Origin of the sequence: Arthrobacter sp. NQ7, assembly GCF_029581595.2 — a bacterium.
In the GTDB taxonomy this organism is placed as follows: domain Bacteria; phylum Actinomycetota; class Actinomycetes; order Actinomycetales; family Micrococcaceae; genus Arthrobacter; species Arthrobacter phenanthrenivorans_B.
Map to the genome: position 1 here is coordinate 70,342 of NZ_JARFXU020000010.1, position 24,351 is coordinate 94,692.

Genomic DNA, 24,351 nt, shown 5'->3' on the forward strand with positions numbered 1-24,351 from the left:
CTGACAACCCGCTCCCGGCCGCGGACCGCGGTGGGGCGCCGACTGAAGCCCCGCGTCCGGGGGGTGCTTCTGGCAGTCCCCGCTGTCGTGATTGTCGCCTTCGTCGTCGTTGGCGGATCAGCCATGGTGACAGCACAGAGTCTGGGGCTGATGCCGCTGGTTGGCCGTCCGGAGTTGTCCGCTGCCGCCTACACGGCCCATGCCGGTGACCTCCTGGTGGGCGGGGGGCTCTCCCTGGCCATCGCCGGCACGTCCACGCTCCTGGCCTGCCTGACCGGATTCATGGCAGCGCTGATCATGATGCAGGGCAGGTGGTGCGGGAAGCTCCTGGCGGCCATGAGCTCACTGTCCATCCCTCTTCCACATATTGTAGGCGCGGCAGCGACGGGTCTGCTCCTGGCCGATTCCGGGCTGCTGGCCAGGGTCTTTGGGACGGCAGAGCGTTGGCCGCCCCTTGTGGGAGGTCCGTGGTGGGCCGCTGTCATTTTTGAGTACGCCTGGAAGGAGTCAGCGTTCGTAGGACTCGTCCTCGCCGGGACGCTGGCGACCCGGTCCGTTGACTATGAGGAAACAGCGGCCCTCCTGGGCGCCGGGCGGCTCGGGCGGCTCCGCCACGTGCTGCTGCCGTTGAGCCTGCCCGCCCTGATGACTTCCGGGACCATAGCGTTCATCTACAGCTTCGGCTCCTATGAGGTTGCATGGCTTCTGGGCCGGCCGTATCCTGAGCCGCTGCCCGTCATGGCCCTGCGCCTGTACAATTCCGTGACGCTCACCTCACGGCCTGAGGCGGCCGCCGTCGCCGTGGTTACCGCAGCGGTGTCCCTGGGCGCAGTTCTCATGGCACTGGCCTGCCTTCGAAAGATCCCGCTGTGGCGATAACCCTGCCGCCTGGGCTCAACCAGCAGACCTTACCGAAAGACGCGGCGCAGAACGGGCTGACGCGTTCCCGTGCTAGCGGCCGGATCCTGAGGTCGGCAACTGCCGCGGCCCTTGCGGTGTGGTTTGTGCTGCCGCTGGTACCCCTGGGCCTCTGGGTCTTCGCGGACCGCTGGTCCTATCCGGCACCGCTGCCCCAGGACTGGGGACTGCAGAACGTTGAGTCAGCCTTGTCCCGAGGCGCGGCCTCGGCGTTCGCCGGCTCACTGGGCCTGGGGCTTGTGGTCAGTGCCATAGCCACGCCGCTGGGCGTTCTGGCAGCCAGGAGCCTGGCGTTCCACCCGTCCCGGTGGTCCACCATGATCAGCGCCGTGTTGTTCGCTCCGCTGGCATTGCCAGCCTTCGTCGCGGTCTTCGGGCTGAATGTCCTGCTGGTCCGCCTGCAGGTCCCCTCCTACGCCGGCGTAGTCCTTGTCCTGACGGTCTATGCCCTGCCCTACACGACCTACGTCATGCGGCTGGCGTATGCAGCCCATGACATCGGTTTCGAGGAAGAGGCCTGCACCCTGGGGGCCACCCGTGGCCAGGTGTTCCTTAGGATCCAGCTGCCCCTGATCGCACCTGCCCTGGCCCGGGCGGCTTTCCTGGCGTTCCTGGTGGGATGGAGCGACTACCTGGTCACTGTCCTCATCGGCGGCGGCTCGCTGGTGACGGTACCGCTGCTGGTGGCGTCCGCCGCGTCAGGGACCGGCAACGACGGGATCGTTGCGGTGCTGTCACTCATCGCGCTGGCACCGCCGCTGGCGCTGCTGCTTTTCGCGGGGATGACAGGGCGACGACGTCCGGGAGCCCGGCCATGAGGCAGGGACTGGTAGTGCAGGGGCTGTCCAAGTCGTTCAAGGGCGCCCCCCATCCGGCCCTTGAGGAGTTCAGCCTGTCGCTGGCGCCCGGTTCCTGCACAGCGGTACTGGGCCCATCCGGGTCCGGCAAAAGCACCCTCCTGCGGACGGCCGCGGGCCTGGAAATACCTGACCGCGGCAGTGTCCTGCTCGAGGGCCGGGACCTCGCAACGGTCCGGCCTGAGCGCCGGGGGATGGCGATGGTTTTTCAGCGGCCGTTGCTCTTCCCGCACCTGAACGTCCTTGACAATGTCGCTTTCGCCGCCAGGATCCGCGGCGTTCCGCGCCGGCGTGCCCGGGCGGATGCTGAATCCTTTCTCGAGCTGGTCCAGATGCAAGGAACAGGCAGACGGGCCGTCTCCGGTCTGTCCGGAGGCCAGCAACAGCGGGTGGCCATCGCCCGCGGCCTGGCCGCGCGGCCGGCGGTGCTGCTGCTGGATGAACCCTTCAGCGCCCTGGACCCAGAGCTCCGCTCAGCCATGCACGAACTGCTCTCACACGTGCGAGAGCAACTAAACCCCATGGTGCTCATGGTCACCCACGACAGGGACGAAGCATCAGCTGTAGCCGATCAGCTGGCACTGATCAGCGAAGGAACACTGCTCCAGCACAGTTCCGTTGAAGCAATGTACACCCGGCCCGTTTCCCTTCAGGTCAGCCGCCTCATGGGAGGCACCAATGAAGTGCCGGGGACGATCCGCGGCGGCGTCCACTACTCCGCTTTGGGCGCCCATGCATTGCCCGCGGACCACCCGTGGGCCGAAGGACCAGCCACGTTGCTCATCCGGCCCGAACGCATCATCGTCCTGGAGGACCACAACCCGGGACTGCCGGCGGTAATCACCCGGATCCGGGCCAGGGGCCCCCGGCGGCTGATGACGGTCGAAGCCGCAGGTGTGACGCTCAATGCGGAAGAAACCACCTGCCCGCACCCCGCACCCGGGGACACGGTCCGGCTCCAACTCCCCACTTCAGCTTTGGCAGCAGTGGCCCCGCAGCCCACAGCGGAGACCTCTGCCCTGATTTCACCAACCCCGAAGGTTCCGGCATGAAACGCCACCGGAACTGCCCCGGCGGTCCGGGCACCGCGCCGGCTGAACACGGCCCTCTGAAGCGGCTGCTGGGAGGACTTACGGGGCGAGGTGGTCGAGGATGGCCGCGGTGACCTGTTGGGGACTGTCCTCGGTGGGGATGTGTTTACCCGGAACCTCCACCAGGTCCGTTGCCGGGATCTCGGCCACGTAGCGGCGGGCAAACGCGACTTTCTGGAAATCATCCTCCGTGCCCCAGACCAGCCGCGTGGGAACCGCAGCTTTAATCAGGGCCGGGACAAGCTCCAGGGTGTATCTGGCGTCAGCGGCTGCAGCCATCGCCATCCAGGACCTGACCCTGGCCGGATCCTTCCAAGGCGAGATGTAGTCGGCGACTTCCTCCTCCGTCAGGGTCCTGGCCACAGCCCTGCGTGTGGTCTCAGCCCGGGCCGCCATCATCTCTTCAACGCCCACGGAGGCTCGCACGTCCGGGTCGCGGAAGCGTTCGACAGCCGGGACCGGCCAGGAGTCGAACGTGACCGAGTTCATCAGGATCAGCCTCTCCACCCGTCCGGACCTGGCGGCCACATGCTGGGCGATCCCGCCGCCGATGTCATGACCGGCCAGATCGAACGTCCCCAGGCCCAGCGCATCCGCTGCCGCCAGCACCGTCCGGGCCAGCTCCGGCACGGTGGCTGTGCGGGGGCCGAGTTCACCGCCGCTGCCGCCGAACCCCGGCAGGTCGAGGGCGACGCACCGGGCCCGGGTGCCCAGTTCCGGGAGGACGGGGAGCCACACCCTGCTCCAGAACGTGCCATGGAGCAGGAGCAGGGGAGGGCCTTCATCACCGGCTTGAAGATATGACAAGGCGGTTCCGTTGACCTGGACAGTCTTCCGCTGGACCGGGTAGTCACTCATCCGGCATCATTCCTTTCTCCGGCACACAACACGGCTGTTACCGGGCCAGGACTTCGGAAAGCTCGGGCAGGGCGGAGATGGTGTAGTCGGGCGCCTGGAAATAGTTCGGATACGTTGCGCCCGTCCGGTTGATCCAGGCCGTGGCGAGGCCGGCGCGGGCGGCGCCGTGGGTGTCCCAGGGATGCACGGCCACGAGGAGGATCTGCTCGGGTGTAACGCCGCAGACCGAAGCGGCGTAGTCGTACGATGCTTTGGCTGGTTTCCAGGCCGGTGCGTCCTCGACGGAGAGCAGCCGTTCGAACCTGTCCCGGATGCCGGCGTCGGCGAACAGTTTCTCGGCCACCTGCGTTGAGCCGTTGGTCAGTGTGACAAGCCGGTAGCCGGCGGCATCGAGGGCTTTGACGCCGTCGGGGACATCCGGGTGCACCCCGAGACCGGCGAAGCCGGCCATGACGTGCTTCACGGCCGAGTCGGCATCGCGGTTCAGTTCAGCGCCGGTGAACAGGCCCCGCAGAGCGTCGGCTCCGATCGCGGCGAAGCTTCCGTTGTCTCCGGCGGCCGTCAAGGCAAAACCGTCCCGCAACAGTGTGGCAAACCATAATTTTGCCAGATGGGCAGGCGCGCCGACCTCGACGAACCGGTGGCCAAGCGGGGACATGTCGGACAGGGTCTCGTTGACGTCAAAAACAATGACTGAAGGTTTCAACCGTGTTTCTCCTTCTCCAAACAGGGCAGCCCGGCGGCCGCCGGAATCAGTCTTCCTTGCGGTACTTGAGTTTGTCGAGGGCGCCCTGGAAGGCCTCGCTGTAGGTGGGGAACTGGGCGACCTGGTCGTGCAGGACGCTGATCGGGATCCGGGCCCGGATCGCGAGGGAAGCCTGGTGGATCCATTCCCCGGCCAGCGGGGACACAGCCCACGCCCCGATCAGGACTCCCTTGTTGGTGTCGGTGAGCAGGCCCAGGTGGCCGCGGGGCTCCCGCTCGTAGGTCCAGGGGCGGGCGAGTGATGCGGCCAGGTCCAGTTCTGCGAAGGCGGTGGAGAGTCCCTGTTCGTCGGCCTGGGCCTGGGTGATCCCGGCAGCGGCGATCTCTGGATCGCCGAACACCACCCTCGGGATCCCCTCGTAGGTGGCGGCCCTGGGTTGGCCGAGGATCGCGTCGGCGACGATCCGGCCCTGATACTTGGCGACATGGGTGAAGGGCATCACACCGGTGACGTCCCCGATGGCCCAGACGTTCCCTGCGGCCCGGCAATGCTGGTCAATCTCCACCGCACCGCTGGCACCAAGTGTCACCCCCGCCGCCTCAAAACCGAGTTCCTTGCTGCGTGGCCTGCGGCCGGTGGCGAAAATGACGACGTCGGTATCGACCGATGTGCCGTCATCGAGCTCCAGCAGGCTCCCGTTGCCCTCGCGCGTGGCCTTGAGAGCGTTCGTCTCCAGCCGCACCTTCACGCCGGCCTCCCGGAGATAATGTTGTGCCAGTTCCCCGACGCGGGGATCCTCGCGCTCCAGGAGGTGTTTGCCGCGGTGCACCAGGGTAACGTCAACGCCGAAGCGTGCCAGGAACGTCGCGGTTTCGGTGCCCACCGCACTGCCCCCGATGACCACCGCGCGGCCGGGCAGCCTCGTGGTGGTGAAGGTTTCCCGGTTGGTCCAGGTGGTCACGTTTCCGGCGCCCTCGAGGTCGGGGACGACGGCCTCGGATCCGGTGGCGATGATGATGTGGTCGGCGGTGATCGTCCTGTCCCCGGCCTGCAGGGTCCCGGGCCCGGTGATCCTGGCTTCGGCCTTGATCACGGTGGCGCCCTGCCCCGTATAGCTGTCAACCTGGGCTTTGTCATCGAGGTGGCGGATCATATAGTCCCGGTAGTCACTGGCCGCTGCCCACTCCAGTTCCGCCCCGGTCACTCCGGGCGCCCGGGCGGCTCCTGTTTTCGCTTCGGGGGGCCGCAGGAGGGTTTTGGAGGGCACGCAGGCCCAGTAGGCGCATTCGCCTCCGATCAGTTCGCGCTCTATCACGGCAACTTTTTTGCCGGCCTTCAGAAGCTGGCTGGCCGCGACTTCGCCTCCGGGGCCCATGCCGAGGACGGCTACGTCAAAGTGTTCTTCCATCAGTTCATTCCCTTTCGTGGTGTACAGGTATCGCTGCAGGCGTGGTCAGGTGGCGCAGCAGGAGAGCCGGGAAATGTCGGTGGTGTAGGACTGCGCGGCGATTTTGATGCCCTCCGCCATCGTCAGGTAGGGGCTCCACAGGTTCGCGACCTGCTCCACGGTCATCCCGGCAGCCAGGATGTACACGCCCGCGGCGGCAATATCGCCCGCCTCTTTCCCGACCGCGGTCAGTCCCAGGATCTTCCCGGTGCCGTTCTCGGCCACGAGCTTGATGAAGCCGCGGGTGTCCCGGTTCACCAGGGCGCGCGGAACGTATTCCAGCGGCAGCACCCGGCATTCGCAGCTGATCCCTCCGCCGTTGGCTTGCTCGTCGGTCAGGCCCACGGCGGCCATGGACGGGCTGGTAAAGGCCACTCGGGGCAGGTGCCGGTAGTCAACTTCGCGGGCTGCGCCGTTGAAGGCATTTTCCACGGCGAGGGCGCCGTGGGCGGAGGCGACGTAGACGAATTCCCGGTGCCCGGTCACATCCCCTGCAGCCCAGATCCGGGGGTTGGTGCTGCCCATGGTCTTTTGCACGAGGACTTCACCCCGGTCACCGGTTTTCACCCCGACAGCGTCCAGATTCAGACCGTCAGTGATCGCGCGGCGTCCGGTGGCCATCAGCAGGCGTTCGGCCTGGAACTCCTCTTGGCCGCCGGCAACATCTGCCACTGCTCTGACCCGTCCCGTAGCCGGGTCGCGGTTCACGGAGGACAGGGTCGCGCGGCGCAGAACCCGGATGCCCTCGTCAGCGAAAACGCTCATCAATGCCAGCGACACCTCAGGTTCTTCCGCCGAGGCGAGCCTGGAGCGGACCAACATCGTCACCTTGGATCCCAGCCGGGCGAACAGCTGGGCCTGCTCCATCGCCACGTAGCCGCCACCGACCACCAGCAAGGACTCCGGGACCTCCTCCAGTTCCATCGCGGTGGTCGAAGTCACATAGTTTGTTTCCCGCAGTCCCGGCACCGGGGGAGTCCACGGGGCCGAGCCGGTGGCCACCAGGTAATGGGCAGCGGTCACTGATTCCGGCACCCCGTCGGAGGTGGTGACCTCCAGCGCAGGTTCCTCCGGTGTCCCGGCAAAAGATGCAGTCCCCTGCCGAAGGTCCCAACCATAATCAGCGATCAGGTCAACGTATTTCTCTGAGCGCATCCCCTCCACCAGAGCGCGCTTGCCAGCGATCAGGGCAGGCATGTCCACCGCGTCCGCAGACGCCGTAATTCCGGGGAACCTCCCGCCGGCATCCAAAGCAACGTGCCGGGCCTCGGCCGCGGCCAGCAGCGCCTTGGAGGGGACGCAGCCGGTGTTCACGCAGGTCCCGCCGAGCGTGGACCGTTCGATCATCACCACGCTCTTGCCCAGGTTGGTGGCCCGGATCGCGGCAGCGAACGCGCCTGCGCCTGAGCCGATAATCGCCAGATCGAAGTCAAACCCCTGCGGTACGGCCATGAAACCTCCCTAAAGCGGCAGGGAACACCATTCCTGTCTGACCAGGATCCCTGCCTGAGTTGAACGGGGGAAGCCTGGATGGATCCCCCATGACTCCTTCCAACCTGCACCTTCCTCCCGGGGGAAGGTCAAGGAGACTGTTCGCTGTTTCTTCCTGCCGCGGCGCCGGGGAAAACCAGGTCCGGCCTCGGCCCGCACCTGGCTCACCCCCGGGTTTTATCCTTCAATCCTGACGCCGCGCCAGAAGGCGATGCGGTCCTTGATGGGCTGCGCCCGCTTTTTGGGTTCACTGTAGTACCAGGCGGCATCCTCGTTGACTTTGCCGTCAACGTCGAGGCTGTAGTACGCCGCCTGCCCCTTCCAGGGGCACACGGAATGCATGTCGCTCTCTTTCAGGTACACCGGATTCACCGCGTCGCGTGGAAAATAGTGATTGCCCTCCACCACCACGGTGTCTTCGGATTCGGCGATGACTTTTCCGTTCCAGACTGCCTTGACCATGTCTTCATCCTCCGAGTTTTCACATTCGAATTGCGCCCGCCCGTGCGTTGAGGAAGTCAAAGCCCGGTTCACCAACTGCTGCTTGCGCCGTGTCCCCGACGGTAGCCGGAGCTGATGGCGCACGTCTGCAACCTGGAGCACATTAGGGCCGAGGGGTGAAGTTATCTCCCTGCAGACAGGGGGCGGCGGTGCGGGCTACCGTGGTTAGGCCATGATGCACGCAAGCTCAAGGAGACGGACATGACTGAACGGCAGCCGTTGCGGGAGAACGAATATGGAAGGTGGGCCGAACACGGCACCGGCGCTCCGGTCATCCTTGTCCACGGCATCCCCACCTCGCCGCGCCTCTGGCGCCACGTCATGCCGCTGGTTCAGGGCCGAAGCCTGGCATGGGAGATGCCAGGCTACGGCTCAAGCATCCCGCGTGGGTCGCGGGATGATCTCAGCCTTTCGGCGCAGGCAGGCTACCTTCTTGAGTGGTTGGGCTCCCTGGCACTCGACGCGAAACCGGTACTGGCCGGCCACGACCTGGGCGGGGGAGTAGCTCAGATCGCGGCCGTCAGGCAGCCGGATGCCTTCGCCGGGCTGATGCTGACCAACTCTGTTGCCTACGATTCCTGGCCGATCCCCAGCGTGAAAATCATGCAGCGCATGGCACCTTTTCTGGCCAGACTTCCCGCGACCCTGATCTACCCCATGCTGGTTCAACTGCTCCACCGCGGCCACGACAATCCACAGGTGGCTCTCGAATCGATAGGGGAGCACTGGGCGCCCTATGTCACCCATGGAGCATCGCGGGCACTGATGCGCCAGGTGGTTCCGCTCACCCCGCACGACACGGACAACGTTTCCGGGCAGCTGCACGCACTCGGACTTCCGGCGCGGGTGGTGTGGGGCGAAGCAGACAGGTTCCAGCAGGTCCAGTACGGTGAACGTCTGGCCGAGGAACTCGGCTGCGACCTCACCAGGATCCCTCAGGGCAGGCACTTCACCCCCGAAGACCACCCTGAAACGGTCGCTGCTGCCATCAACTCCCTCCTGTCCGGTTCCTAGCGCATCAGGTCTCAGCGCAGGGCCGATATGAGTTGCTGGATTTCCTCTTCGGTGTTGTAGTAGTGCACCGATGCGCGGACGGCCGTGGGGGTGGCCGCTGTCAGGGGCAGCAGGTCGTCCGTGCCGGAAGGTGGCAGTGCCACGGTGGAGACGTTGATGTGTTGACGGGCGAGGTGTTCCTTGACCTGCCGGGCCGTTTTGCCGGGCACTGAGAATGTCACGATGCCGCTGCCGGGATGTTCCTGCCCGTGGACCCGGACCCGGGGGAGGTCGGCCAGGTGGGACCGCAGGGTCTGCGCGAGCGGCAAAACCCGTTCCCTGATCGGGTGGATGCCGAGGTCCAGGGCGTAGTCGACTGCGCGGCCGAGGCCGATACGCAGGGCCATGCTCGCCTCCCTGCTTTCCAGGAGCCGCGCCTGCAGCCTCTCTTCTCCGTTGTCCCGGAGCAGCGGCAGCCGGGAACGGGGCGCTGCGGCGGCCTGCTCCAGGACACTGGCCCGTACGTAAGCGAATGCGGTACCGCGCGGACCGCGGAGGAATTTTCTGCCGGTTCCAATGAGGATGTCACACGACAGTTGGGCCACATCCAGGGGCAGTTGCCCCACTGATTGCAGGCGTCCAGGATAAACGGCACCCCGGCGTCGGCGCAGAGCCGGCCGGCAGCCGGCGCCGGGTTGACCAGGCCACCTGTCATCGGGACGTGCGTGAGCGCTACGAGGGCGACGTCGCCGCGGACCAGTTCCCGGCGAAGGTGCGCCAGGTTGATGTTGCCGTGGGTGTCCTCCTCCAGAACCGCGAGTTTGAGCCCAAGCCGCGTCGCGAGCTGGATCAGGACCAGGATGTTACTGCGGTACTCGGTGCGCGCGACCAGGATGCGCCGTCCGTGCACGGGCAGGAGGGCTACCGCGAGGGCCCACGCCGTCGTCCCGCTTTCCATGAGTGCGATCTCATCCGGATGTCCTCCCACCAGGCTTGCGATGGATGAGTACACGTCTTCCAGACCGGCGGCGGCTTCCGCGGCAGCTTCATACCCGCCGACCTGTTCTTCCCTCCGCAGGTGGCCCACGACGGCGGCCGTCACCGGCTGAGGCATCAACGAGCTGCCGGCATTGTTCAGGTGGGTGACGGTCCCGGCGCCGAGGGTGTCTGCGCGCAGCGCATCGATGTTCAGTGGCATGGCCCCATCATGCCAAACGAGTGCGTGGGCGTTGCCCGGTCCTTTCGGGGTCTATTTCCTGGCACGGCGGCTGCCGCCGTGCCAGTCCTCTGTCAGCCCGGTTTCTTCACCGGTGAGGCCGAAACTGCGCAGCTGTGGCCGTTCGCGCAGGCTGCGCTTGAGCTCGGCGAATCCGGGGAACCGGGCCAGGCCCACAACGTGGTCCCACAGCCCGGCGGCGTCGGCCCTGGCCGGCAGCCGGCTGATCACCGGGCCGAAGAAGGCCACCCCGCGGGGTGGTTCGAAATGGATGATGGGGGTCCCCACGTCCTTGCCTGTCAGTGACAGGGCCTCGTTTGTCTCTGCCTGGATCCCTGCGTCCAGGGACGCATCCTCGAGGGCATCCGCCAGCGACGTTGGCAGTCCCGCTTCGGTGAGGATCGGCTCGAGGAAAGCCTTTGTTCCGCGGCGGTCGAGTCCGTCGGGGCCCACAAGATTATCGTCCTCCACGGAATCGAAGATGTTCGCACCCAGGCGGGCATAGAGGGCATCAACGGACTCGGGCCCGTGCTCGGAGCGGGCCTTGGAGGCCACCCGCAGCAATCTCAGGCCTGCGGTGTGGCCGGCCTCGTAACCCTCCGGGAACTGGGCGTCGTAATCGACCGAGGCGTTGAGCAGACGCAAAGAAATGAACCGCCACTGGACCGTGTAGTCGCGCTCTTCCATCACCATCCGGACCCATTTACTGGTCATCCAGGCAAACGGACATACCGGATCGAAATAGAAGTTGATGTTGGCCTCGCTCATGGTTCTCCTGTCCTGGGACTTCAGGGATGCTTTCACAGCACAACTCCTGCAGGCGCTGAAGCATTCCTGATATGCGGTGTTCCGTCGCAGGTGGGGCATAGTGGACGCATGGAACGGGGACGGCAATGAGGGAACGTTTGGTCGTGATCGGTGGCGACGCGGCCGGGATGAGCGCGGCGTCCGCCGCCCGCCGGGGCCGTGGTCCCGAGGACTTGGAGATCGTGGCGTTCGAACGCGGCAACCATACCTCCTACTCGGCCTGCGGCATCCCGTACTTCATTGGGAGGGACGTGGCCGACGCTGAGAGCCTGATTGCGCGGACGCCGGAGGAGTTTTCCCGCAAGCACCATATCGACGCCCGCATTCGGCACGAGGTGCGCCGTATCGACCTGGACCGCCGCGCGGTACTGGTCCGCAACCTCGACACGGGCGGCGAAGCCTGGGAAGGTTTTGACCAGTTGATGATTGGAACCGGGGCTAGCCCTGTCCGCCCTTCCTTGCCCGGGATCGATGCCGAGGGCATCTACGGGGTCCAGACTCTCGATGACGGTCTCGTGCTCCGCGCGGCCCTTGAGAGGCAGCCGCGCCGTGCTGTCATCGTGGGCGCCGGCTACATCGGGCTGGAACTGGCGGAGGCGATGTGCGCCTGGGGGCTTGAGGTCACCATAGTCGGGCGAGGAGCCGGGCCGATGCTGCCGGCCCTGGACCCGGACATGGCTGGTCTGGTCACTGACGCGGTCCGAGGTTTCGGAATGACCATCGTCCTTGGTGAATCAGTCACCGGGTTTGAAACGCGCGCTGGCCGCGTGTCCGCCGTTCTTACCGGTCAGGGGAGCATACCCGCTGATGTGGTGGTCCTTGGCCTGGGTGTGCAGCCCAACACCGCCCTGGCCCTGGACGCCGGAATCCGGCTTGGCCCCTCCGGTGCCATAGCGGTCGATGGCCGGATGCGGGCAAGCGCGGAGGGGGTGTGGGCGGCAGGGGACTGCGTGGAGAAGTTCCACCGCATCTCCCGCCGGCCTGTCCGGCTTCCACTGGGCACGTACGCGAACAAGGAAGGCCGCACCGCAGGGATCAATATCGGCGGCGGTTACGCAACCTTCCCGGGGGTCGTCGGAACGGCAGCCATGAAGATCTGCAGCACGGAAGTCGCCCGCACAGGGCTGGGGGAGTGGGAGGCCCGCGATGCCGGCCTTGAGCCCGTCTGCGCCGTCGTTGAATCCACGACCCGCGCCGGGTACTACCCCGGGGCCCGGCCGATCCGTACAAAACTGATAGCCGAGCGCGGCAGCGGCCGGCTGCTCGGGGCCCAGATCGTCGGGGAAGAAGGCGCCGCGAAGCGCATTGACGTCCTCTCGGTCGCGCTCTGGCACGGGACCACAGTGGAGGAACTGATCAACATGGACCTCGCCTACGCGCCCCCGTTCTCACCCTTGTGGGATCCGGTGCTCATCGCGGCCCGGAAAGCCTGGGACAAAGTCGCCGCCACCAGGTAGCGGGCCGCCTGCCGGGTCAGCTGAACGTAGGTGTGCCCGGTAACTTCCGGCACAGATCCGCGATGTGACCCATTCCGGCGTACTCCCGGACCGCCTTGATTCCCGCAACCGCTGAGGGTTTGTCCGGAAAAGAACGGGAAACGGCCATCACCGTCCCGTCGGGAGCTGTGATTCTGAATCTGAAGCCCGACTCTTCATCATTGAAGAGTTCGAACATGCCTGCCATTCTTCTCCTCCCGACGAAGGCCCCCGCCACGTCGCCGTCGACGCTTCCGCATCGGGGCGCCAACACGGCGCTGGGCTGCCGCCCCGATGGTCCTGTGAAGGCGTGCGCCCCCATAACAGCTAAAGCTGTGAGGCCGGACACATGCCTGCCGATAAACCTACGCGCGGAATGTGATACCGGCCAGTAGAGGTCCTTTGGTGATGACGTCGTCCTTGTCCCTGCTTGGATCCCTGGTCTGCTGCCTCCCTTATTTCGTTTGTGCGTGGCGGGTTTTTGGCTGTCACGAGGACCTCCAGGGGCTCCTGAGGGTCAATCGCGAGACTGGCCGGCACTGTCATGCGGCCGGCTCCCGTTGTTAAGGAGGCTCTTCCGCGAACTGCGCATGCAGGCCGGGGAACGACCCGGTCCATGCCTGTTGCTTATTCCCAGCAGATGGAGCCGATGGGGTTTGGCCGTGCTGCACGCCAGGCGGGGATGGGGCCCGGCGATGAAGGCGCCCGGACCGCTCCCCGCCAATTCCACTTTCCGCAAAGTCCCGCCGGTTCCTGTCTTCGAGCACCAGCCCGCTTTTCTTTTTGGTCTGGCGTTCTGTGCGCTGGTTCACAGAATCATTGCGCGAGGGCCTCTACGTTTCAGTGGTAGGCAATAATTTCTTCAAGGAAAGGCAGGACTTCCGATGTCCACTTCATCCAGCGCAGCACACCGCCCGTCGGCGGTTTCGACCCCTCTGGGACGGCGGGTTACTGCCGGTCTCACCGGCGGTTTGGCCGGCGGCATCGTGTTCGGGATACTCATGGCCATGATGGGCATGCTGGTCACCATTGCTTCGATGATGGGTTCGCAGTCGCCCTGGGTCGGTTTCGGGATCCACCTGATGATCTCCATTGTTTACGGCCTGGTGTTGACGCTGTTCTTCGCCACCCGGTTCCTGACCTCCTACGGCCGGGGCACCCTCACTGGCCTGGTCTACGGGGTCGTGCTGTGGATCATCGGCCCGTTGCTGATCATGCCGATGATGCTGGGTATGCCGTTGTTCACGTTTAACCTGACGGTGATGCTGTCGTTGATGGGACACATGATGTACGGCGTGATCCTGGCACTTGTCGCGGTACGGATCCTGAAGGGACGGGCATGAACGAAGAGTGCGGTGAGGACGTGGCCGCTGCCCTGACAGGTCAGCGCCGTCCCTGGTCCCCGGACCAGCGGGAGGTTTCTCCACTGAGCCCGGGTTTCGATTCCTCGCACGGATTCAGCTGCCTGAACGAGGTGGACCTGTTCGCCGATCTCAGCGTGGCTGAAATCCAGGCGATGGACCTGATGGCCCCGGCCCGGATGTTCCACCGGGGGGAACTGGTGTTCAGCCAAGCGCAACCCGTGACGGCACTGTTCATCCTCAAGACCGGACGGGTCCGCATCTTCCGGGTCGCCGAGGACGGCAAGGCCATGACCATGGCAATTCTGGAACCCGGTGCGGTGTTCGGGGAGATGACACTGGTGGGCCAGCAAATGTATGACAATTACGCCGAAGCGATTGAGGACTCGGCGATCTGCCGGCTTGACTCGATCGATGTCGAGCATTTCCTGCTCTCGGACCCGCGGATCGCGATCCGCATCTCACGTCTTCTTGGCGAACAGGTAGCCCGACTCGAGGAACGCCTCACGGATCTGGCCCTGCGGCCGTTGGCTGCCCGCGTCGCCTCCACCCTCCTTGGCCTCGCTGAAACCGCCCCGACAGGACGGTTCAGCCATGGACGGCAGATCCGGCTGACCCACGAGCAAATCGCCGGGCTGCTCGGGGCGACCCGGGAAGCGACCAGCCGGATCCTTGCAGACATGTCCGCCCAAGGGATCATCAGGCAGGGCAGGGGAAGGATCAGCCTTCAGGACACGGCGGCGTTGAGGACCATGGCCCGGAGCACCCAATGACAGGTACGAAACCAGGCGGGTCCGCCCCGATGCCCACGACGGTCACCGCAACCTACGCAGGGACGGTCCTGGCCCGGGCTGAGCGAACGGTGTTCCTGGAAGGAAACCACTACTTCCCCCGCGAAACCGTGGACGAAGACGCACTGGAAAAGAGCTGGCTGCGCACGCTGTGCTACTGGAAAGGCATAGCGCGCTACTACCACGTCCAGGCAGGAGGACACCGGATCACCAACGCAGCCTGGGCCTACCCTCTACCGTCACCGCTGGCGTGGAGGATCAGGAACATGGTCGCTTTCGACACCGGAACGGGCATCCTCGTTCAAGAACAGCCAGGCCGGCCGGGCAGCCCCTAAGGCCCACGGGATGCGCCAGGTGCGCTCACTGAAGGATCCCGTGACGGCCCGCCGCCGCGCGGTCCAGGGGTCTTGGGGAATGCTCCACACGGATTTGCTGCATCCGGGCGAGTCCGGCTGCAAGACAAACGCCAGGGTGCGTAGTATCCGGAAACAAGCAAGCAAGGCAGCTGCCGGACAACGGCGGTAGCCAATAAGTTCACAGAAGGAACCACAATGGCCCGTATTCCTGTTCACACTGTTGCCTCCGCCCCCAAGGAGTCAAAGGAGATCGCCGGCAATCTGGAAAAACGCATGGGAAAACTCCTGAACATCCACGCGGCGATGGCCCATTCACCCGTGGTGATCGCGGCCTACCACAGCATGGCCAAGGCCATCGCTGAGAACGGGAGCTTCGATGCGCGGACCAAGGAAGCCATCGCCCTGGCCGTCGGGAACCAGAACGGATGTGATTACTGCCAGGCCGCCCATACGCTCTCCGGCCGCAAAGCCGGATTCACGGACGATCAAATCCTCGCCATCCGGGCCGGGGAGATCGATTTCGACGCCAAACTCCAGACCATCACCGAGGTGGCCCGGGCAGCCGCAGCCAACACCGGCGACGTCTCTGACGCTCTATGGGAGGCCGCTCTGGAGGCAGGCTGGACGGCAACCGAACTGGCCGAAGCCTTCGCCCACATCGCTGCGAACCTCTTCACCAACTACTTCAACCACTACGCCCGCACGGACCTGGACCTCCCGGCAGCGGCTCCCCTGAACGACTGAACCCTGAAGGACTGAATTCTGCAGTGCCGGCTACTTCCCGTTGCATTCGGTCCGGCGGGTCCCGGAAACGGCCACGCATCCACGATCACCAGAAGCGGCCCCAGCGTCGCCGCGCCCGAAAGGAACACCATGGGATTCCCGTTCAAACCCTCCCGTCTGGCGGCGTTGGCTGCCGGCGCCGCCCTCACCCTGGGACTGGGCGCCTGCAGTTCGGGAGCCGAACCGTTGGCAAAGCCGTCCTCGGGCAGCCCGGGGACGGGCGCCCCGCTGGTCGTGGGATCGGCGAACTTCCCGGAGAGCCAGATCCTGGCCGACATCTATTCCGGAGCCCTGAACGCGGCCGGCATCAGTGCCTCGACCAAACCGAACATCGGATCGCGTGAGGTGTATGTCAGGGCGCTCCAGGACGGATCCATCGACCTGGTCCCGGACTACAGCGGGAACCTGCTGCGATACGTGGACAAGAACGCCACCGCCGTCAGCGCGGAAGATGTGATGAAGGACCTGCCAGGAAAGCTCCCCCAAGGGTTGAAGGTTCTGAACGCCTCCACGGCCGAGGACAAGGATTCCATCGTCGTCACCGAAGCCACCGCCGCCAAATACGGCCTTAAAACCCTCGCAGACCTGGGAAAGGTCTGCGACAAAATCACGCTCGGCATGCCCCCCGAAGCGCAGGGACGCCCTCAAGGCCTCCCCGGGCTGAAGGCCAAATATGGGTGCGTGCCGGGGCAGTTCCTGCCCTTCAGCGACGGCGGGGGCCCGGTCACTGTGAAGGCACTTCTTGATGACAAGATCCAGGCAGCTGACGTGTTCACCACCTCCCCGCTGATCGCCCAGAACCACCTGCTCACGCTGGAGGACCCGGCGAACAACTTCGCCGCCCAGCAGGTCGTGCCTCTGGTCCGCACCGACAGAGTCGACAGTAAAGCCGCCGAGGTACTGAACAAGGTCTCCGCCTCCCTGACCACCGGGGACTTGGTCAAGCTCAACGACCAGGTCTCCGGCAGCAGCAAACAAAACCCGGAAGACGCGGCCGCCGCATGGCTCAAAGACAAAGGCCTCATCCAGTAAACACCTGCACCAGGCATTGAGCGTGGGAACCGGCGGGATTCGCCGGCAAGAACAACGAACAAGGACGATGCGATGACGTTTGAACTGCGCACTTACACCTCGGCTCCCGGCAGGATGGAGGATCTGCTGCAACGATTTCGCGATCACACGGTCGCGCTGCTGGAACGCCACGGAATGCTCAGCCTCGGCTACTGGGTACCGGTCGCGGACGCCGATACCCTCGTGTACCTGCTCCGGCATCAGGGGACACCCGCGGAAAACTGGGCGCAGTTCAGCGCGGACCCCGAGTGGGTAAAAGCGAAGACCGAATCAGTGCGCCACGGGGAATTGGTGACCCGCATCGAGTCGGTGTTCCTGGAAGCGGTTGATTTTTCGCCGCTTCAGCCCTGAACCACCCCCGGTCGGCCCGGCCGAGGCGCGGGCCCAGAGACAACAACCCGGCAGGCAAAAGAATCCACAGAGAAAGGGAACCATCATGATGCGACGTCCCCGGCCGGTAACGGTGCGCACTGCCGCAGCTGCCGGCGGAGACAGCACCTCCAACACGGCGGTCGGCAAAGAAGTAAACGCCCCGCCCCGGACCGGCGGGCTGAAATGACCAGAGACACAACGGCGGCAGGGGCGTCCGTGACCGGCAGGCCCGTTCCCGCCCGGGACGCCGAAGCACAGACCGGCCCCGGTTGGTCCACGGCGGCGCGGGTACCGGAGCGTTGCCGGACCTTGTCGGTGGCGGACGCGGAGACGTATGTGGCGTCGGTGTGTTTCAAAACAGGCCCTCCCGGTCCTGTGGGGGTGGAGATTGAGCAGGTTGTCCATGACCGGCACGATCCCGGCTTGCCTGTCACTGCCGGGAGGGTCCGGTCGGCCCTGGCACCGGCGGGCGGGTTGCTGCCCGGGGGAGGGGTCATCAGTTTCGAACCCGGCGGGCAGGTGGAGATCAGTTCGGCCTGTGCGGCGGACTTGGCCTCACTGCTGGCAGCAACCCGGGCGGATTACCGGACGGTAAATGATCTCCTGGCCGCCGATGGACTTTATCCAGGCCCGTTGGCTCTTGATCCTTTGCGTGCGCCGACCCGTTCTCTGGACCATCCGCGGTATGCGGCGATGGAACGGCACTTCGACCGGGCCGGCCGCGAAGGGCTTGTCATGATGTGTTCGACGGCCGCCGTACAGATCTCCGTGGAAGCAGGCCACCCCGGGGAGGGACCCCAAAGCGCCGTCGAACGGTGGAACCGGCTGCACCGGCTAGCACCGGTTCTCGTGGCCATGTTCGCTAATTCCCCGTTCCGGCACCGGGCTCCCAGTGGATGGAAAAGTACGCGGCACAGGGTGTGGGCTGCGATCGACCCGACGCGGACCACCCCTGTCACGGGCCCGGCCCGGGAGTCTGATCCGGCGTTGGCGTGGGCACGTTATGCCCTGGAGGCGAACGTTCTGTGCATCCGGTCGGCAGGAGCGGACTGGGACGCACCCCGCGGGCTCACAATGCGCGACTGGCTCAACGGTCGCGGACCCAGGCCGGTGACCATGGGGGACCTGGAATACCACTTGACCACCTTGTTCCCGCCGGTGCGGCCCCGGGGATACCTGGAACTGCGGGTCATCGACGCCCAGGAAGGGGCCGACTGGGAGGCCGCCACCGCGGTGGTCACAGCGCTGATGGAAGATCCGCAGGCGGCGGAGGCCGCCGATGTGGCATGCGCAGCGTTGGAGGGCAGGGCCGGGATCGCTGAGGGTGCGGCCCGGGACGGCCTGGAGAATCCCATGCTGGCGGCTGCGGCACGGGCTTGTGCCGACGCGGTACTGGCCGCGCTGCCCCGGTTCGGGGCCGACCGGGCCACAATCGACCGGGTGGGTGGATTCCTTGAAAAGTACACCCTGCGCGGCCGGTCTCCGGCTGATGAGCGGCTCGATCATTGGCACAGAACGGGCAGTTTTTTCCTTCCCTCCAGTCAGGAGCAGTCATGAACGCATCCAGTGAACCAGTATCTGCCGCGGCCGGTTCGCCGGACCTGCTCCGGGCCTGCATTGCCGGTGCTTTGGAGAAGGTCCGGGCCAGAACCCACGCGCTGACATCCTGCGATGACGCCGAGCTGGTAAAACAGCACTCGCCTCTGATGTCTCCGCTGGTGTGGGATCTGGCCCATGTGGGCAGCCAGGAGGAACTCTGGCTCGTGCGCGACGTCGGCGGCCGGGAGGCTTTGCGCCCTGACATCGACCGGATGTATGACGCCTTTGAGCACCCGCGCAGTTCCCGTCCATCGTTGCCGCTGCTGTCACCGGAGCACTCGCGCCAGTACATCGGCGAAGTCCGGGACAAAGCGCTGGACGTGCTCGAACAGTCGGTGCTGGAAGGTTCGGCGCTGATCGAGAACGGGTTCGCCTTCGGCATGATCATCCAGCACGAGCACCAGCACGATGAGACGATGCTCGCCACGCACCAGCTCAGGGAAGGCCCCCCGGTCCTGGCACCCGGCCCGTTCGCGGCCGGGATCGGGCCTTCCTCTGCAGAGCATCTCCCGCACGAAGTGCCGGTACCCGCCGGGCCCTTCACGATGGGGACATCGTTGGAGCCCTGGGCCCTCGATAACGAGCGCCCGGCGCACCAGGTGGACCTGCCGGCGTTCTGGATCGACACCGTCCCTGTCACCAATGGTGCGTACCGCCGGTTTATCGACGCCGGCGGGTACCAGGATCCGCAATGGTGGTCCGGGCCAGGGTGGCAGCACCGGATGGCGGCCGGGTTGGAAGCTCCCTTGTATTGGGTGCGCGACGGCCAGGGGTGGTACCGGCGCCGCTTCGGTGTCTTCGAACCGGTTCCTGATGCCGAACCTGTGCAGCACGTGTGCTGGTATGAGGCCGAGGCCTACGCCCGGTGGTCCGGGCGCCGATTGCCCACCGAAGCGGAGTGGGAGAAAGCCGCCAGGTGGGATCCGGGCAGCGGCCGGTCGCACCGCTATCCCTGGGGGGATGGGGACCCCACGCCGGGCCAGGCGAACCTGGGTGGGAAGACGCTCCGGCCCGCAGTGGCGGGCTCCTACCCGGCAGGAGCCTCGGCAACCGGTGCGCGTCAGCTCATCGGGGATGTGTGGGAATGGGTTGCCAGTGATTTCCGCCCTTACCCGGGCTTCCGCGCTTTCCCCTACCCGGAATACAGCGACGTTTTCTTCGGGACCGAGTACAAGGTACTGCGTGGTGGTTCCTGGGCTACGGACGCGGCGGCCTGCCGGGGAACCTTCCGTAACTGGGACTACCCGATCCGGCGCCAGATCTTCTCCGGCTTCCGCACCGCCAGGGACGCCAGCCCGGACGAAAGAGGGTAGGGATGTGCCGCCACATCGCCTACCTCGGCAACTCCCTGTCCCTGGCCGACCTGCTCATCGCGCCGGCGTTCGGGTTGTTCCGGCAATCCTGGGCACCGCGTCAGCAGCAGTATGGCACCATCAACGCCGACGGCTTCGGGGCCGGCTGGTACGCGGAGGACGACGTCGTACCCGCCCGCTACCGGCGGGCGGTGCCGATCTGGGCCGACCGTTCCTTCGCGGACGTGGCACGGGTGAGCCGCAGCCACTGCATCCTGGCCGCGGTGCGTTCTGCCACGGAAACGATGGCCCCGGATGAATCTGCCGCAGCTCCCTTCAGCTCCGGGCCCTGGCTTTTCAGCCACAACGGCCGCGTCAACGGCTGGCCGGGCAGCGTCAAACACCTCGCCGCCGGCCTCCCGGCATCAAGGCTGCTGGAGATGGAAGCGCCCGTGGATTCGGCGTTGCTCTGGGCGCTGGTCCTGGAACGGCTTGAGCGCGGCGAGGAACCCGGGAACGCGCTGGGCCAGACCGCGGCGGACGCATCCGCGGCGGCAGGAGGCAGGTATAACTTCCTGCTCACCGACGGTCACCGGATTGCCGCGACCGCCTGTGGAGACACCCTCTTCTGGCGGGCCGGGCCGGACGGGGTGGCCGTGGCCAGCGAACCCTTCGACGACGGGCCCGGCTGGCGCAGCGTGCCCGGAAACACCATACTGACCGCCGCCGGCGGAGAGGTCGCGCTGCGTCCCCTCCCGGCGCCATGGAAGGACAGCGCATGACAACGGGATCAGCCGACAGCATGGACACGATCATCCGCCACCTGCCCCAGGACCATCTGGCCCGGACACTGCGTGCGGACGTGCGGGCCGGTCTGGGCAGCCGCCCACGTACCCTTCCGCCGAAGTGGTTCTACGACGAGGTTGGCAGCGAACTCTTCGACCGCATCACCGAACTGCCCGAGTACTATCCTTCCCGGGCTGAACGCGAAGCCCTTCAAGAGCACGCAGCGCACATCGCTGCCGCTGTCCCGGCCGGCACCCTGATCGAACTGGGGTCAGGATCGTCCCGGAAAACACCGCTGCTGCTCCAGGCACTGCTCGACACCGGACACCTGGAACGCTACGTTGCTGTAGACGTCAGCGACACGGCCCTGGCCGGCGCCCGGGACGGGCTGGCGGCCATCTTCCCGGACCTTGAACAACATGCGCTGCTCGCGGACTTCGAAACACAGCTGCACCTCCTGCCCCGGCACGGACACCGGCTCGTCGCGTTTCTGGGGGGCACCATCGGAAACTTCGAACCACATCAACGGGCAGCGTTCCTGGCCAAGGTCCGCGAACTGCTGGGCAGTGGAGGCGGCTCACTGCTGCTTGGCACCGACCTGGTGAAAGCCCCCTCGGTGCTGGTCCCGGCCTACGACGATTCCGCCGGGGTCACGGCAGAATTCAACCGCAACGTCCTGCGGGTCCTGAACAACAGCCTGGACGCGGATTTCGATGTCGATGCCTTCGAACATGTGGCCCTCTGGAACGCCGAGAACGAATGGATCGAGATGCGCCTGCGCGCCAAACATCCCATGTTCGTGCGGCTGCCCGGGGCAGGCATAGACATCCACTTCGAAGAAGGCGAGGAACTGCGCACCGAAATATCAGCGAAATTCCGTCCCCAAGCCGTGGCAGCCGAACTCGCCGGGGCAGGCTTTACCCTGGCAGGCCAATGGACAGACCCCCAGGAACGCTTCGCCTTGACCCTCGGGCAGGCCCTGTAAGCACCCGGTCCGGCCACCGCACGGAGGCCTCACCAGCCTTGACCTTCCCCTAAGGGGAAGGATAAGGATGGGATGGCAACACCACCCCGGCGGTCCCCCCACAGCACGGCATTCTGCCGGCCCGTCACCCATCGGGGCGTTCCCGGACCGGGCCCACCAGCTGATGACGATGCCGCTTCTTGAATAACAGCCAGCCAAGCAACGGGCCCGGAAGCGCCGGGCTCAAGGAGGAGTACTGAACCATGGTTTTTGAACACGCACACTTCACTGTCCACGAGGGCATGGACGAGGGTTTTGAGAGCGCCTACCCCTCCGTTCGTGAGGCCCTGCTGCACGCCCCCGGATGCCAAAGCGTAGCCCTCCACCGCAGCGCCGACCGGCCCGGGGTTTACCTCCTGCGCGTCGGGTGGGACACGCTGGCTGATCACACAGAGCGCTTCCCGGGGACCGAGCAGAGCCGCCAGGTACGTGAAGCGATCGGCCCCTATGTCGCATCATCAGACCTGATTCATTTCGAGGAAACAACGCTCTGAGAACCGCCGGGAATTATTCCAGGCCCCAGCGCATTAACACCCTGTGCGGGCCGTAATAAATCACCCGCAAATAGTAGCGAAGCGAAAGAGGAAAAACATGCCACGCATTCCCGTCCAAACCGTTGAGACTGCACCCCAGGGCTCACGTGAAATTGCCGGCAAACTGAAGAAGAAAATCGGCAAACTGCTTAACATCCACGCGGGAATGGCTTCCTCCCCGGCCGTGATCGGCGCCTATGACGGATTCTCTGCCGCAATTGCCGAGCACGGGACTTTCGATGCCCGCACCAAGGAAGCCATCGCACTGGCCGTGGGGAACCAGAACGACTGCGGGTACTGCCAGTCGGCGCACACCCTTTCGGGCCGGGCCGCGGGACTCAGCGAAGACCAGATCCTCGCCGTACGCTCGGGCGAAGTCGACTTCGATCCCAAGCTGGAAGCTATCACCGCTGTCGCCCGTGAAGCGGCAGCCAACACCGGATACGTCTCGGACCCCGTCTGGCAAGCGGCGGTGGACGCGGGCTGGACCACCGAGCAGCTTGCTGAGGCCTTCGCCTACATCGCGGAGAATCTCTTCACCAACTACTTCAACCACTACGCCCGCACCGACCTGGACCTGCCCGCGGCCCCTGAAATCGCTGCCTGAGCCGTGGGAAGGGGGCATTCGCTCCCTCCCCAGCGGCACACCGAAGGAAAGGAAAGGAACCATGGGCAAAACCAGGGAAGTCACCGACGCCACGTTTAATACCGACGTTCTGGGCGCCTCGAAACCCACCGTAGTGGACTTCTGGGCCGAGTGGTGCGGCCCTTGTACCAAACTATCCCCGATCCTCGAAGAACTCGCCGAGGAATACGGTGATAAAATCGATGTCGTCAAAGTAAACGTGGACGAGAATCCTGAAACGTCCAGCAGATACGGAATCACATCAATACCATCCGTGTATCTGTTCAAAGACGGCGAACAGAAGGCTTGGGTTATCGGAGCACGCCCGAAACAATTCTTCGAAAAAGAATTCTCCGAATACCTGCAGTAAACCGTAAAAGCGGGCCGATGAATAAGGAACCCCCGGGGAGGCGACAGGCGCTTCCCCGGGGTTCCCTGTCCTCGCACCTCAGCGGACAGCGTCTCCAGGTCCATCCGGGACGCGGACCCGGCACGACCAGACCCCGGAGTCCTCCTCTGCAATGCAGATCACAGACCGGCTCCGGGGCCGTGGGCTACGTTGGCCCCAACGGGCGGAGGAGGGACACGGTGTCCGCCGTGCCGGAAAGGACAAAGATGACCATGGCACTTCGAATGCAGGACCAGATCAGCACGCTCCGCGAGCATCTGCGGTATGAACCGACAGCGAAGAGAATCCGCGGTGAGGCGTTGGGCGATCTCATCGTGGACTCCCGACGTACGGTGCTCGTCTGGGAAGCCGGGACCCTTGTGCCGGTCTATGCCGTTCCCGCCGCTGACATCACCGCTGAGCTGCTGCCCGTGGCGGCCGAAAATTCCCGCCGCGGTTCGGCCTTCCACCGAGGCCATGGCGCCGGGCAGGAATTCACGCTCAGGACCCCGGGGGGCGAACTCCCGGCCGCCGCCTTCGTCGCCGATGATCCTGAGCTGTCCGCCTATGTGCTGCTCGAATACGGTGCTTTTGACCGTTGGCGCGAAGACGAGGAACCAGTCGACGGCCACCCGAGGGACCCGTTTCACCGCGTAGATGCGCGCGCCTCGGGACAACGGATGAAAGTTGAGTTCGAAGGCCGGGTCATCGCTGAGGCGCAGCAACCTGTCCTGGTATACGAGACGATGCTGCCGGTCCGGGCCTACTTCCCCCGCTCCGACGTGGACTTCTCACTCCTGGAGCCCTCGGACAGGCAGAGCATTTGCCCGTACAAGGGTCACGCCTCCTACTGGTCGGTCCGCAATGCCGGCCCCAAGGGCAGGAACATCGCGTGGAGTTACGAGGAACCCCTTCCTGACGCGAACCCGATCAAAGGCCTCATCGCCTTCTATGACAAACGCACGGACATACATAACCTCGGCTGAACGCCTCCAACTGAACGGGACAGG

At 65.4% G+C, this 24,351-nt stretch carries 26 protein-coding genes and 1 pseudogene; 19 read left to right on the forward strand and 8 right to left on the reverse strand.

The window, feature by feature from the left end; genetic code table 11:
* Positions 1–63: 63 nt before the first annotated feature.
* The 3 genes from PUN71_RS12300 to PUN71_RS12310 are packed head-to-tail and all read left to right on the forward strand — an operon-like array spanning position 64 to position 2,827.
* Positions 64–879 carry an ABC transporter permease gene (locus tag PUN71_RS12300; RefSeq protein ID WP_283532404.1) on the forward strand — a complete coding sequence of 272 codons (816 nt, stop codon included), beginning with the start codon at positions 64–66 and terminating at the stop codon, positions 877–879.
* Positions 870–1,736: an ABC transporter permease gene (locus PUN71_RS12305; RefSeq protein ID WP_277798637.1), complete on the forward strand. Its 867-nt coding sequence runs from the start codon at positions 870–872 to the stop codon at positions 1,734–1,736. The genes PUN71_RS12300 and PUN71_RS12305 overlap by 10 nt, the downstream gene beginning before the upstream one ends.
* Positions 1,733–2,827: an ABC transporter ATP-binding protein gene (locus PUN71_RS12310; RefSeq protein WP_277798638.1), complete on the forward strand. Its 1,095-nt coding sequence runs from the start codon at positions 1,733–1,735 to the stop codon at positions 2,825–2,827. The genes PUN71_RS12305 and PUN71_RS12310 overlap by 4 nt, the downstream gene beginning before the upstream one ends.
* 78 nt (positions 2,828–2,905) lie before the next feature.
* On the opposite strand, the gene PUN71_RS12315 is transcribed toward PUN71_RS12310, so the two are convergent.
* From PUN71_RS12315 to PUN71_RS12335, 5 genes are all read right to left on the reverse strand, one after another.
* Complete coding sequence (locus PUN71_RS12315) at positions 2,906–3,724, reverse strand: alpha/beta fold hydrolase (RefSeq protein WP_277798639.1); 819 nt, start codon at positions 3,722–3,724, stop codon at positions 2,906–2,908.
* A gap of 37 nt (positions 3,725–3,761) precedes the next feature.
* Positions 3,762–4,430, reverse strand: coding sequence for a haloacid dehalogenase type II (locus PUN71_RS12320; protein ID WP_277798640.1), 669 nt, complete (start codon positions 4,428–4,430; stop codon positions 3,762–3,764).
* Between the two features lie 46 nt (positions 4,431–4,476).
* The gene (locus tag PUN71_RS12325) at positions 4,477–5,838 is read right to left on the reverse strand and encodes a dihydrolipoyl dehydrogenase family protein (RefSeq protein WP_277798641.1); all 1,362 of its coding nucleotides are present in this window, start codon (positions 5,836–5,838) and stop codon (positions 4,477–4,479) included.
* Positions 5,839–5,883: 45 nt separating this feature from the next.
* Positions 5,884–7,329, reverse strand: coding sequence for a mercury(II) reductase (gene merA, locus PUN71_RS12330; RefSeq protein WP_277798642.1), 1,446 nt, complete (start codon positions 7,327–7,329; stop codon positions 5,884–5,886).
* A 216-nt stretch (positions 7,330–7,545) separates the two neighbouring features.
* Positions 7,546–7,953, reverse strand: coding sequence for a DUF427 domain-containing protein (locus tag PUN71_RS12335; protein WP_277798643.1), 408 nt, complete (start codon positions 7,951–7,953; stop codon positions 7,546–7,548).
* Between the two features lie 117 nt (positions 7,954–8,070).
* Between PUN71_RS12335 and PUN71_RS12340 the strand changes: the two genes are divergently transcribed.
* Entirely contained in the window at positions 8,071–8,883 is an 813-nt protein-coding gene (locus PUN71_RS12340) for an alpha/beta fold hydrolase (RefSeq protein ID WP_277798644.1), read from the forward strand.
* A gap of 11 nt (positions 8,884–8,894) precedes the next feature.
* On the opposite strand, the pseudogene PUN71_RS23170 reads toward PUN71_RS12340, so the two are convergent.
* Positions 8,895–10,060: pseudogene (locus PUN71_RS23170) on the reverse strand (aminotransferase class V-fold PLP-dependent enzyme).
* 51 nt (positions 10,061–10,111) lie between these two features.
* Positions 10,112–10,846, reverse strand: coding sequence for a mycothiol-dependent nitroreductase Rv2466c family protein (locus tag PUN71_RS12355; protein WP_277798646.1), 735 nt, complete (start codon positions 10,844–10,846; stop codon positions 10,112–10,114).
* Between the two features lie 125 nt (positions 10,847–10,971).
* Here PUN71_RS12355 and PUN71_RS12360 point away from each other — a divergent pair, with 125 nt between their 5' ends.
* Complete coding sequence (locus tag PUN71_RS12360; RefSeq protein ID WP_277798647.1) at positions 10,972–12,342, forward strand: FAD-dependent oxidoreductase; 1,371 nt, start codon at positions 10,972–10,974, stop codon at positions 12,340–12,342.
* 16 nt (positions 12,343–12,358) lie between these two features.
* Here the strand turns inward: PUN71_RS12360 and PUN71_RS12365 are convergent, their stop codons facing one another.
* Positions 12,359–12,559: a YegP family protein gene (locus PUN71_RS12365; protein WP_277798648.1), complete on the reverse strand. Its 201-nt coding sequence runs from the start codon at positions 12,557–12,559 to the stop codon at positions 12,359–12,361.
* 685 nt (positions 12,560–13,244) lie between these two features.
* On the opposite strand from PUN71_RS12365, the gene PUN71_RS12370 reads away from it, so the two are divergent.
* The 14 genes from PUN71_RS12370 to PUN71_RS12435 all read left to right on the forward strand — a co-directional run bounded on the left by PUN71_RS12370 (position 13,245) and on the right by PUN71_RS12435 (position 24,327).
* Positions 13,245–13,703 (forward strand): hypothetical protein, encoded by a 459-nt coding sequence (locus PUN71_RS12370; protein ID WP_277798649.1) that lies wholly within the window; start codon positions 13,245–13,247, stop codon positions 13,701–13,703.
* Positions 13,700–14,494, forward strand: a complete 795-nt coding sequence (locus PUN71_RS12375) for a Crp/Fnr family transcriptional regulator (RefSeq protein ID WP_277798650.1) — start codon at positions 13,700–13,702, stop codon at positions 14,492–14,494. The genes PUN71_RS12370 and PUN71_RS12375 overlap by 4 nt, the downstream gene beginning before the upstream one ends.
* On the forward strand, positions 14,491–14,847 hold the full coding sequence (locus tag PUN71_RS12380) for a DUF427 domain-containing protein (protein ID WP_277798651.1): 357 nt from the start codon (positions 14,491–14,493) through the stop codon (positions 14,845–14,847). The genes PUN71_RS12375 and PUN71_RS12380 overlap by 4 nt, the downstream gene beginning before the upstream one ends.
* A 216-nt stretch (positions 14,848–15,063) precedes the next feature.
* Complete coding sequence (locus tag PUN71_RS12385) at positions 15,064–15,612, forward strand: carboxymuconolactone decarboxylase family protein (protein WP_277798652.1); 549 nt, start codon at positions 15,064–15,066, stop codon at positions 15,610–15,612.
* 129 nt (positions 15,613–15,741) lie between these two features.
* Positions 15,742–16,683: an ABC transporter substrate-binding protein gene (locus PUN71_RS12390; protein ID WP_277798653.1), complete on the forward strand. Its 942-nt coding sequence runs from the start codon at positions 15,742–15,744 to the stop codon at positions 16,681–16,683.
* A gap of 72 nt (positions 16,684–16,755) precedes the next feature.
* A complete protein-coding gene (locus PUN71_RS12395; protein WP_277798654.1) occupies positions 16,756–17,073 on the forward strand; it encodes an NIPSNAP family protein in 318 nt (105 codons plus the stop codon).
* Between the two features lie 204 nt (positions 17,074–17,277).
* Entirely contained in the window at positions 17,278–18,651 is a 1,374-nt protein-coding gene (gene egtA, locus PUN71_RS12400; RefSeq protein WP_277798655.1) for an ergothioneine biosynthesis glutamate--cysteine ligase EgtA, read from the forward strand.
* Positions 18,648–20,006: an ergothioneine biosynthesis protein EgtB gene (egtB, locus tag PUN71_RS12405; RefSeq protein WP_277798656.1), complete on the forward strand. Its 1,359-nt coding sequence runs from the start codon at positions 18,648–18,650 to the stop codon at positions 20,004–20,006. Before egtA ends, egtB begins: the two co-directional genes overlap by 4 nt.
* A 2-nt stretch (positions 20,007–20,008) precedes the next feature.
* On the forward strand, positions 20,009–20,767 hold the full coding sequence (egtC, locus tag PUN71_RS12410; protein ID WP_277798657.1) for an ergothioneine biosynthesis protein EgtC: 759 nt from the start codon (positions 20,009–20,011) through the stop codon (positions 20,765–20,767).
* The gene (gene egtD, locus PUN71_RS12415) at positions 20,764–21,756 is read left to right on the forward strand and encodes an L-histidine N(alpha)-methyltransferase (protein WP_277798658.1); all 993 of its coding nucleotides are present in this window, start codon (positions 20,764–20,766) and stop codon (positions 21,754–21,756) included. Before egtC ends, egtD begins: the two co-directional genes overlap by 4 nt.
* Before the next feature lie 242 nt (positions 21,757–21,998).
* Entirely contained in the window at positions 21,999–22,289 is a 291-nt protein-coding gene (locus tag PUN71_RS12420; protein ID WP_277798659.1) for an antibiotic biosynthesis monooxygenase family protein, read from the forward strand.
* A 97-nt stretch (positions 22,290–22,386) separates the two neighbouring features.
* Entirely contained in the window at positions 22,387–22,935 is a 549-nt protein-coding gene (locus PUN71_RS12425; RefSeq protein WP_277798660.1) for a carboxymuconolactone decarboxylase family protein, read from the forward strand.
* Positions 22,936–22,996: 61 nt separating this feature from the next.
* A complete protein-coding gene (trxA, locus tag PUN71_RS12430) occupies positions 22,997–23,323 on the forward strand; it encodes a thioredoxin (RefSeq protein WP_277798661.1) in 327 nt (108 codons plus the stop codon).
* Between the two features lie 251 nt (positions 23,324–23,574).
* On the forward strand, positions 23,575–24,327 hold the full coding sequence (locus PUN71_RS12435; protein WP_277798662.1) for a DUF427 domain-containing protein: 753 nt from the start codon (positions 23,575–23,577) through the stop codon (positions 24,325–24,327).
* The last annotated feature ends 24 nt before the right edge of the window (positions 24,328–24,351 follow it).

Bases quoted from the DNA above. Each gene is read 5' to 3' on its own strand.
- PUN71_RS12310 (WP_277798638.1), top strand. From the start codon at position 1,733: ATGAGGCAGGGACTGGTAGTGCAGGGGCTGTCCAAGTCGTTCAAGGGC.
- PUN71_RS12315 (WP_277798639.1), bottom strand. From the start codon at position 3,724: ATGAGTGACTACCCGGTCCAGCGGAAGACTGTCCAGGTCAACGGAACC.
- PUN71_RS12325 (WP_277798641.1), bottom strand. From the start codon at position 5,838: ATGGAAGAACACTTTGACGTAGCCGTCCTCGGCATGGGCCCCGGAGGC.
- merA (WP_277798642.1), bottom strand. From the start codon at position 7,329: ATGGCCGTACCGCAGGGGTTTGACTTCGATCTGGCGATTATCGGCTCA.
- PUN71_RS12340 (WP_277798644.1), top strand. From the start codon at position 8,071: ATGACTGAACGGCAGCCGTTGCGGGAGAACGAATATGGAAGGTGGGCC.
- PUN71_RS12355 (WP_277798646.1), bottom strand. From the start codon at position 10,846: ATGAGCGAGGCCAACATCAACTTCTATTTCGATCCGGTATGTCCGTTT.
- PUN71_RS12360 (WP_277798647.1), top strand. From the start codon at position 10,972: ATGAGGGAACGTTTGGTCGTGATCGGTGGCGACGCGGCCGGGATGAGC.
- PUN71_RS12365 (WP_277798648.1), bottom strand. From the start codon at position 12,559: ATGTTCGAACTCTTCAATGATGAAGAGTCGGGCTTCAGATTCAGAATC.
- PUN71_RS12370 (WP_277798649.1), top strand. From the start codon at position 13,245: ATGTCCACTTCATCCAGCGCAGCACACCGCCCGTCGGCGGTTTCGACC.
- PUN71_RS12375 (WP_277798650.1), top strand. From the start codon at position 13,700: ATGAACGAAGAGTGCGGTGAGGACGTGGCCGCTGCCCTGACAGGTCAG.
- PUN71_RS12380 (WP_277798651.1), top strand. From the start codon at position 14,491: ATGACAGGTACGAAACCAGGCGGGTCCGCCCCGATGCCCACGACGGTC.
- PUN71_RS12385 (WP_277798652.1), top strand. From the start codon at position 15,064: ATGGCCCGTATTCCTGTTCACACTGTTGCCTCCGCCCCCAAGGAGTCA.
- PUN71_RS12390 (WP_277798653.1), top strand. From the start codon at position 15,742: ATGGGATTCCCGTTCAAACCCTCCCGTCTGGCGGCGTTGGCTGCCGGC.
- PUN71_RS12395 (WP_277798654.1), top strand. From the start codon at position 16,756: ATGACGTTTGAACTGCGCACTTACACCTCGGCTCCCGGCAGGATGGAG.
- egtA (WP_277798655.1), top strand. From the start codon at position 17,278: ATGACCAGAGACACAACGGCGGCAGGGGCGTCCGTGACCGGCAGGCCC.
- egtB (WP_277798656.1), top strand. From the start codon at position 18,648: ATGAACGCATCCAGTGAACCAGTATCTGCCGCGGCCGGTTCGCCGGAC.
- egtC (WP_277798657.1), top strand. From the start codon at position 20,009: ATGTGCCGCCACATCGCCTACCTCGGCAACTCCCTGTCCCTGGCCGAC.
- egtD (WP_277798658.1), top strand. From the start codon at position 20,764: ATGACAACGGGATCAGCCGACAGCATGGACACGATCATCCGCCACCTG.
- PUN71_RS12420 (WP_277798659.1), top strand. From the start codon at position 21,999: ATGGTTTTTGAACACGCACACTTCACTGTCCACGAGGGCATGGACGAG.
- PUN71_RS12425 (WP_277798660.1), top strand. From the start codon at position 22,387: ATGCCACGCATTCCCGTCCAAACCGTTGAGACTGCACCCCAGGGCTCA.
- trxA (WP_277798661.1), top strand. From the start codon at position 22,997: ATGGGCAAAACCAGGGAAGTCACCGACGCCACGTTTAATACCGACGTT.
- PUN71_RS12435 (WP_277798662.1), top strand. From the start codon at position 23,575: ATGGCACTTCGAATGCAGGACCAGATCAGCACGCTCCGCGAGCATCTG.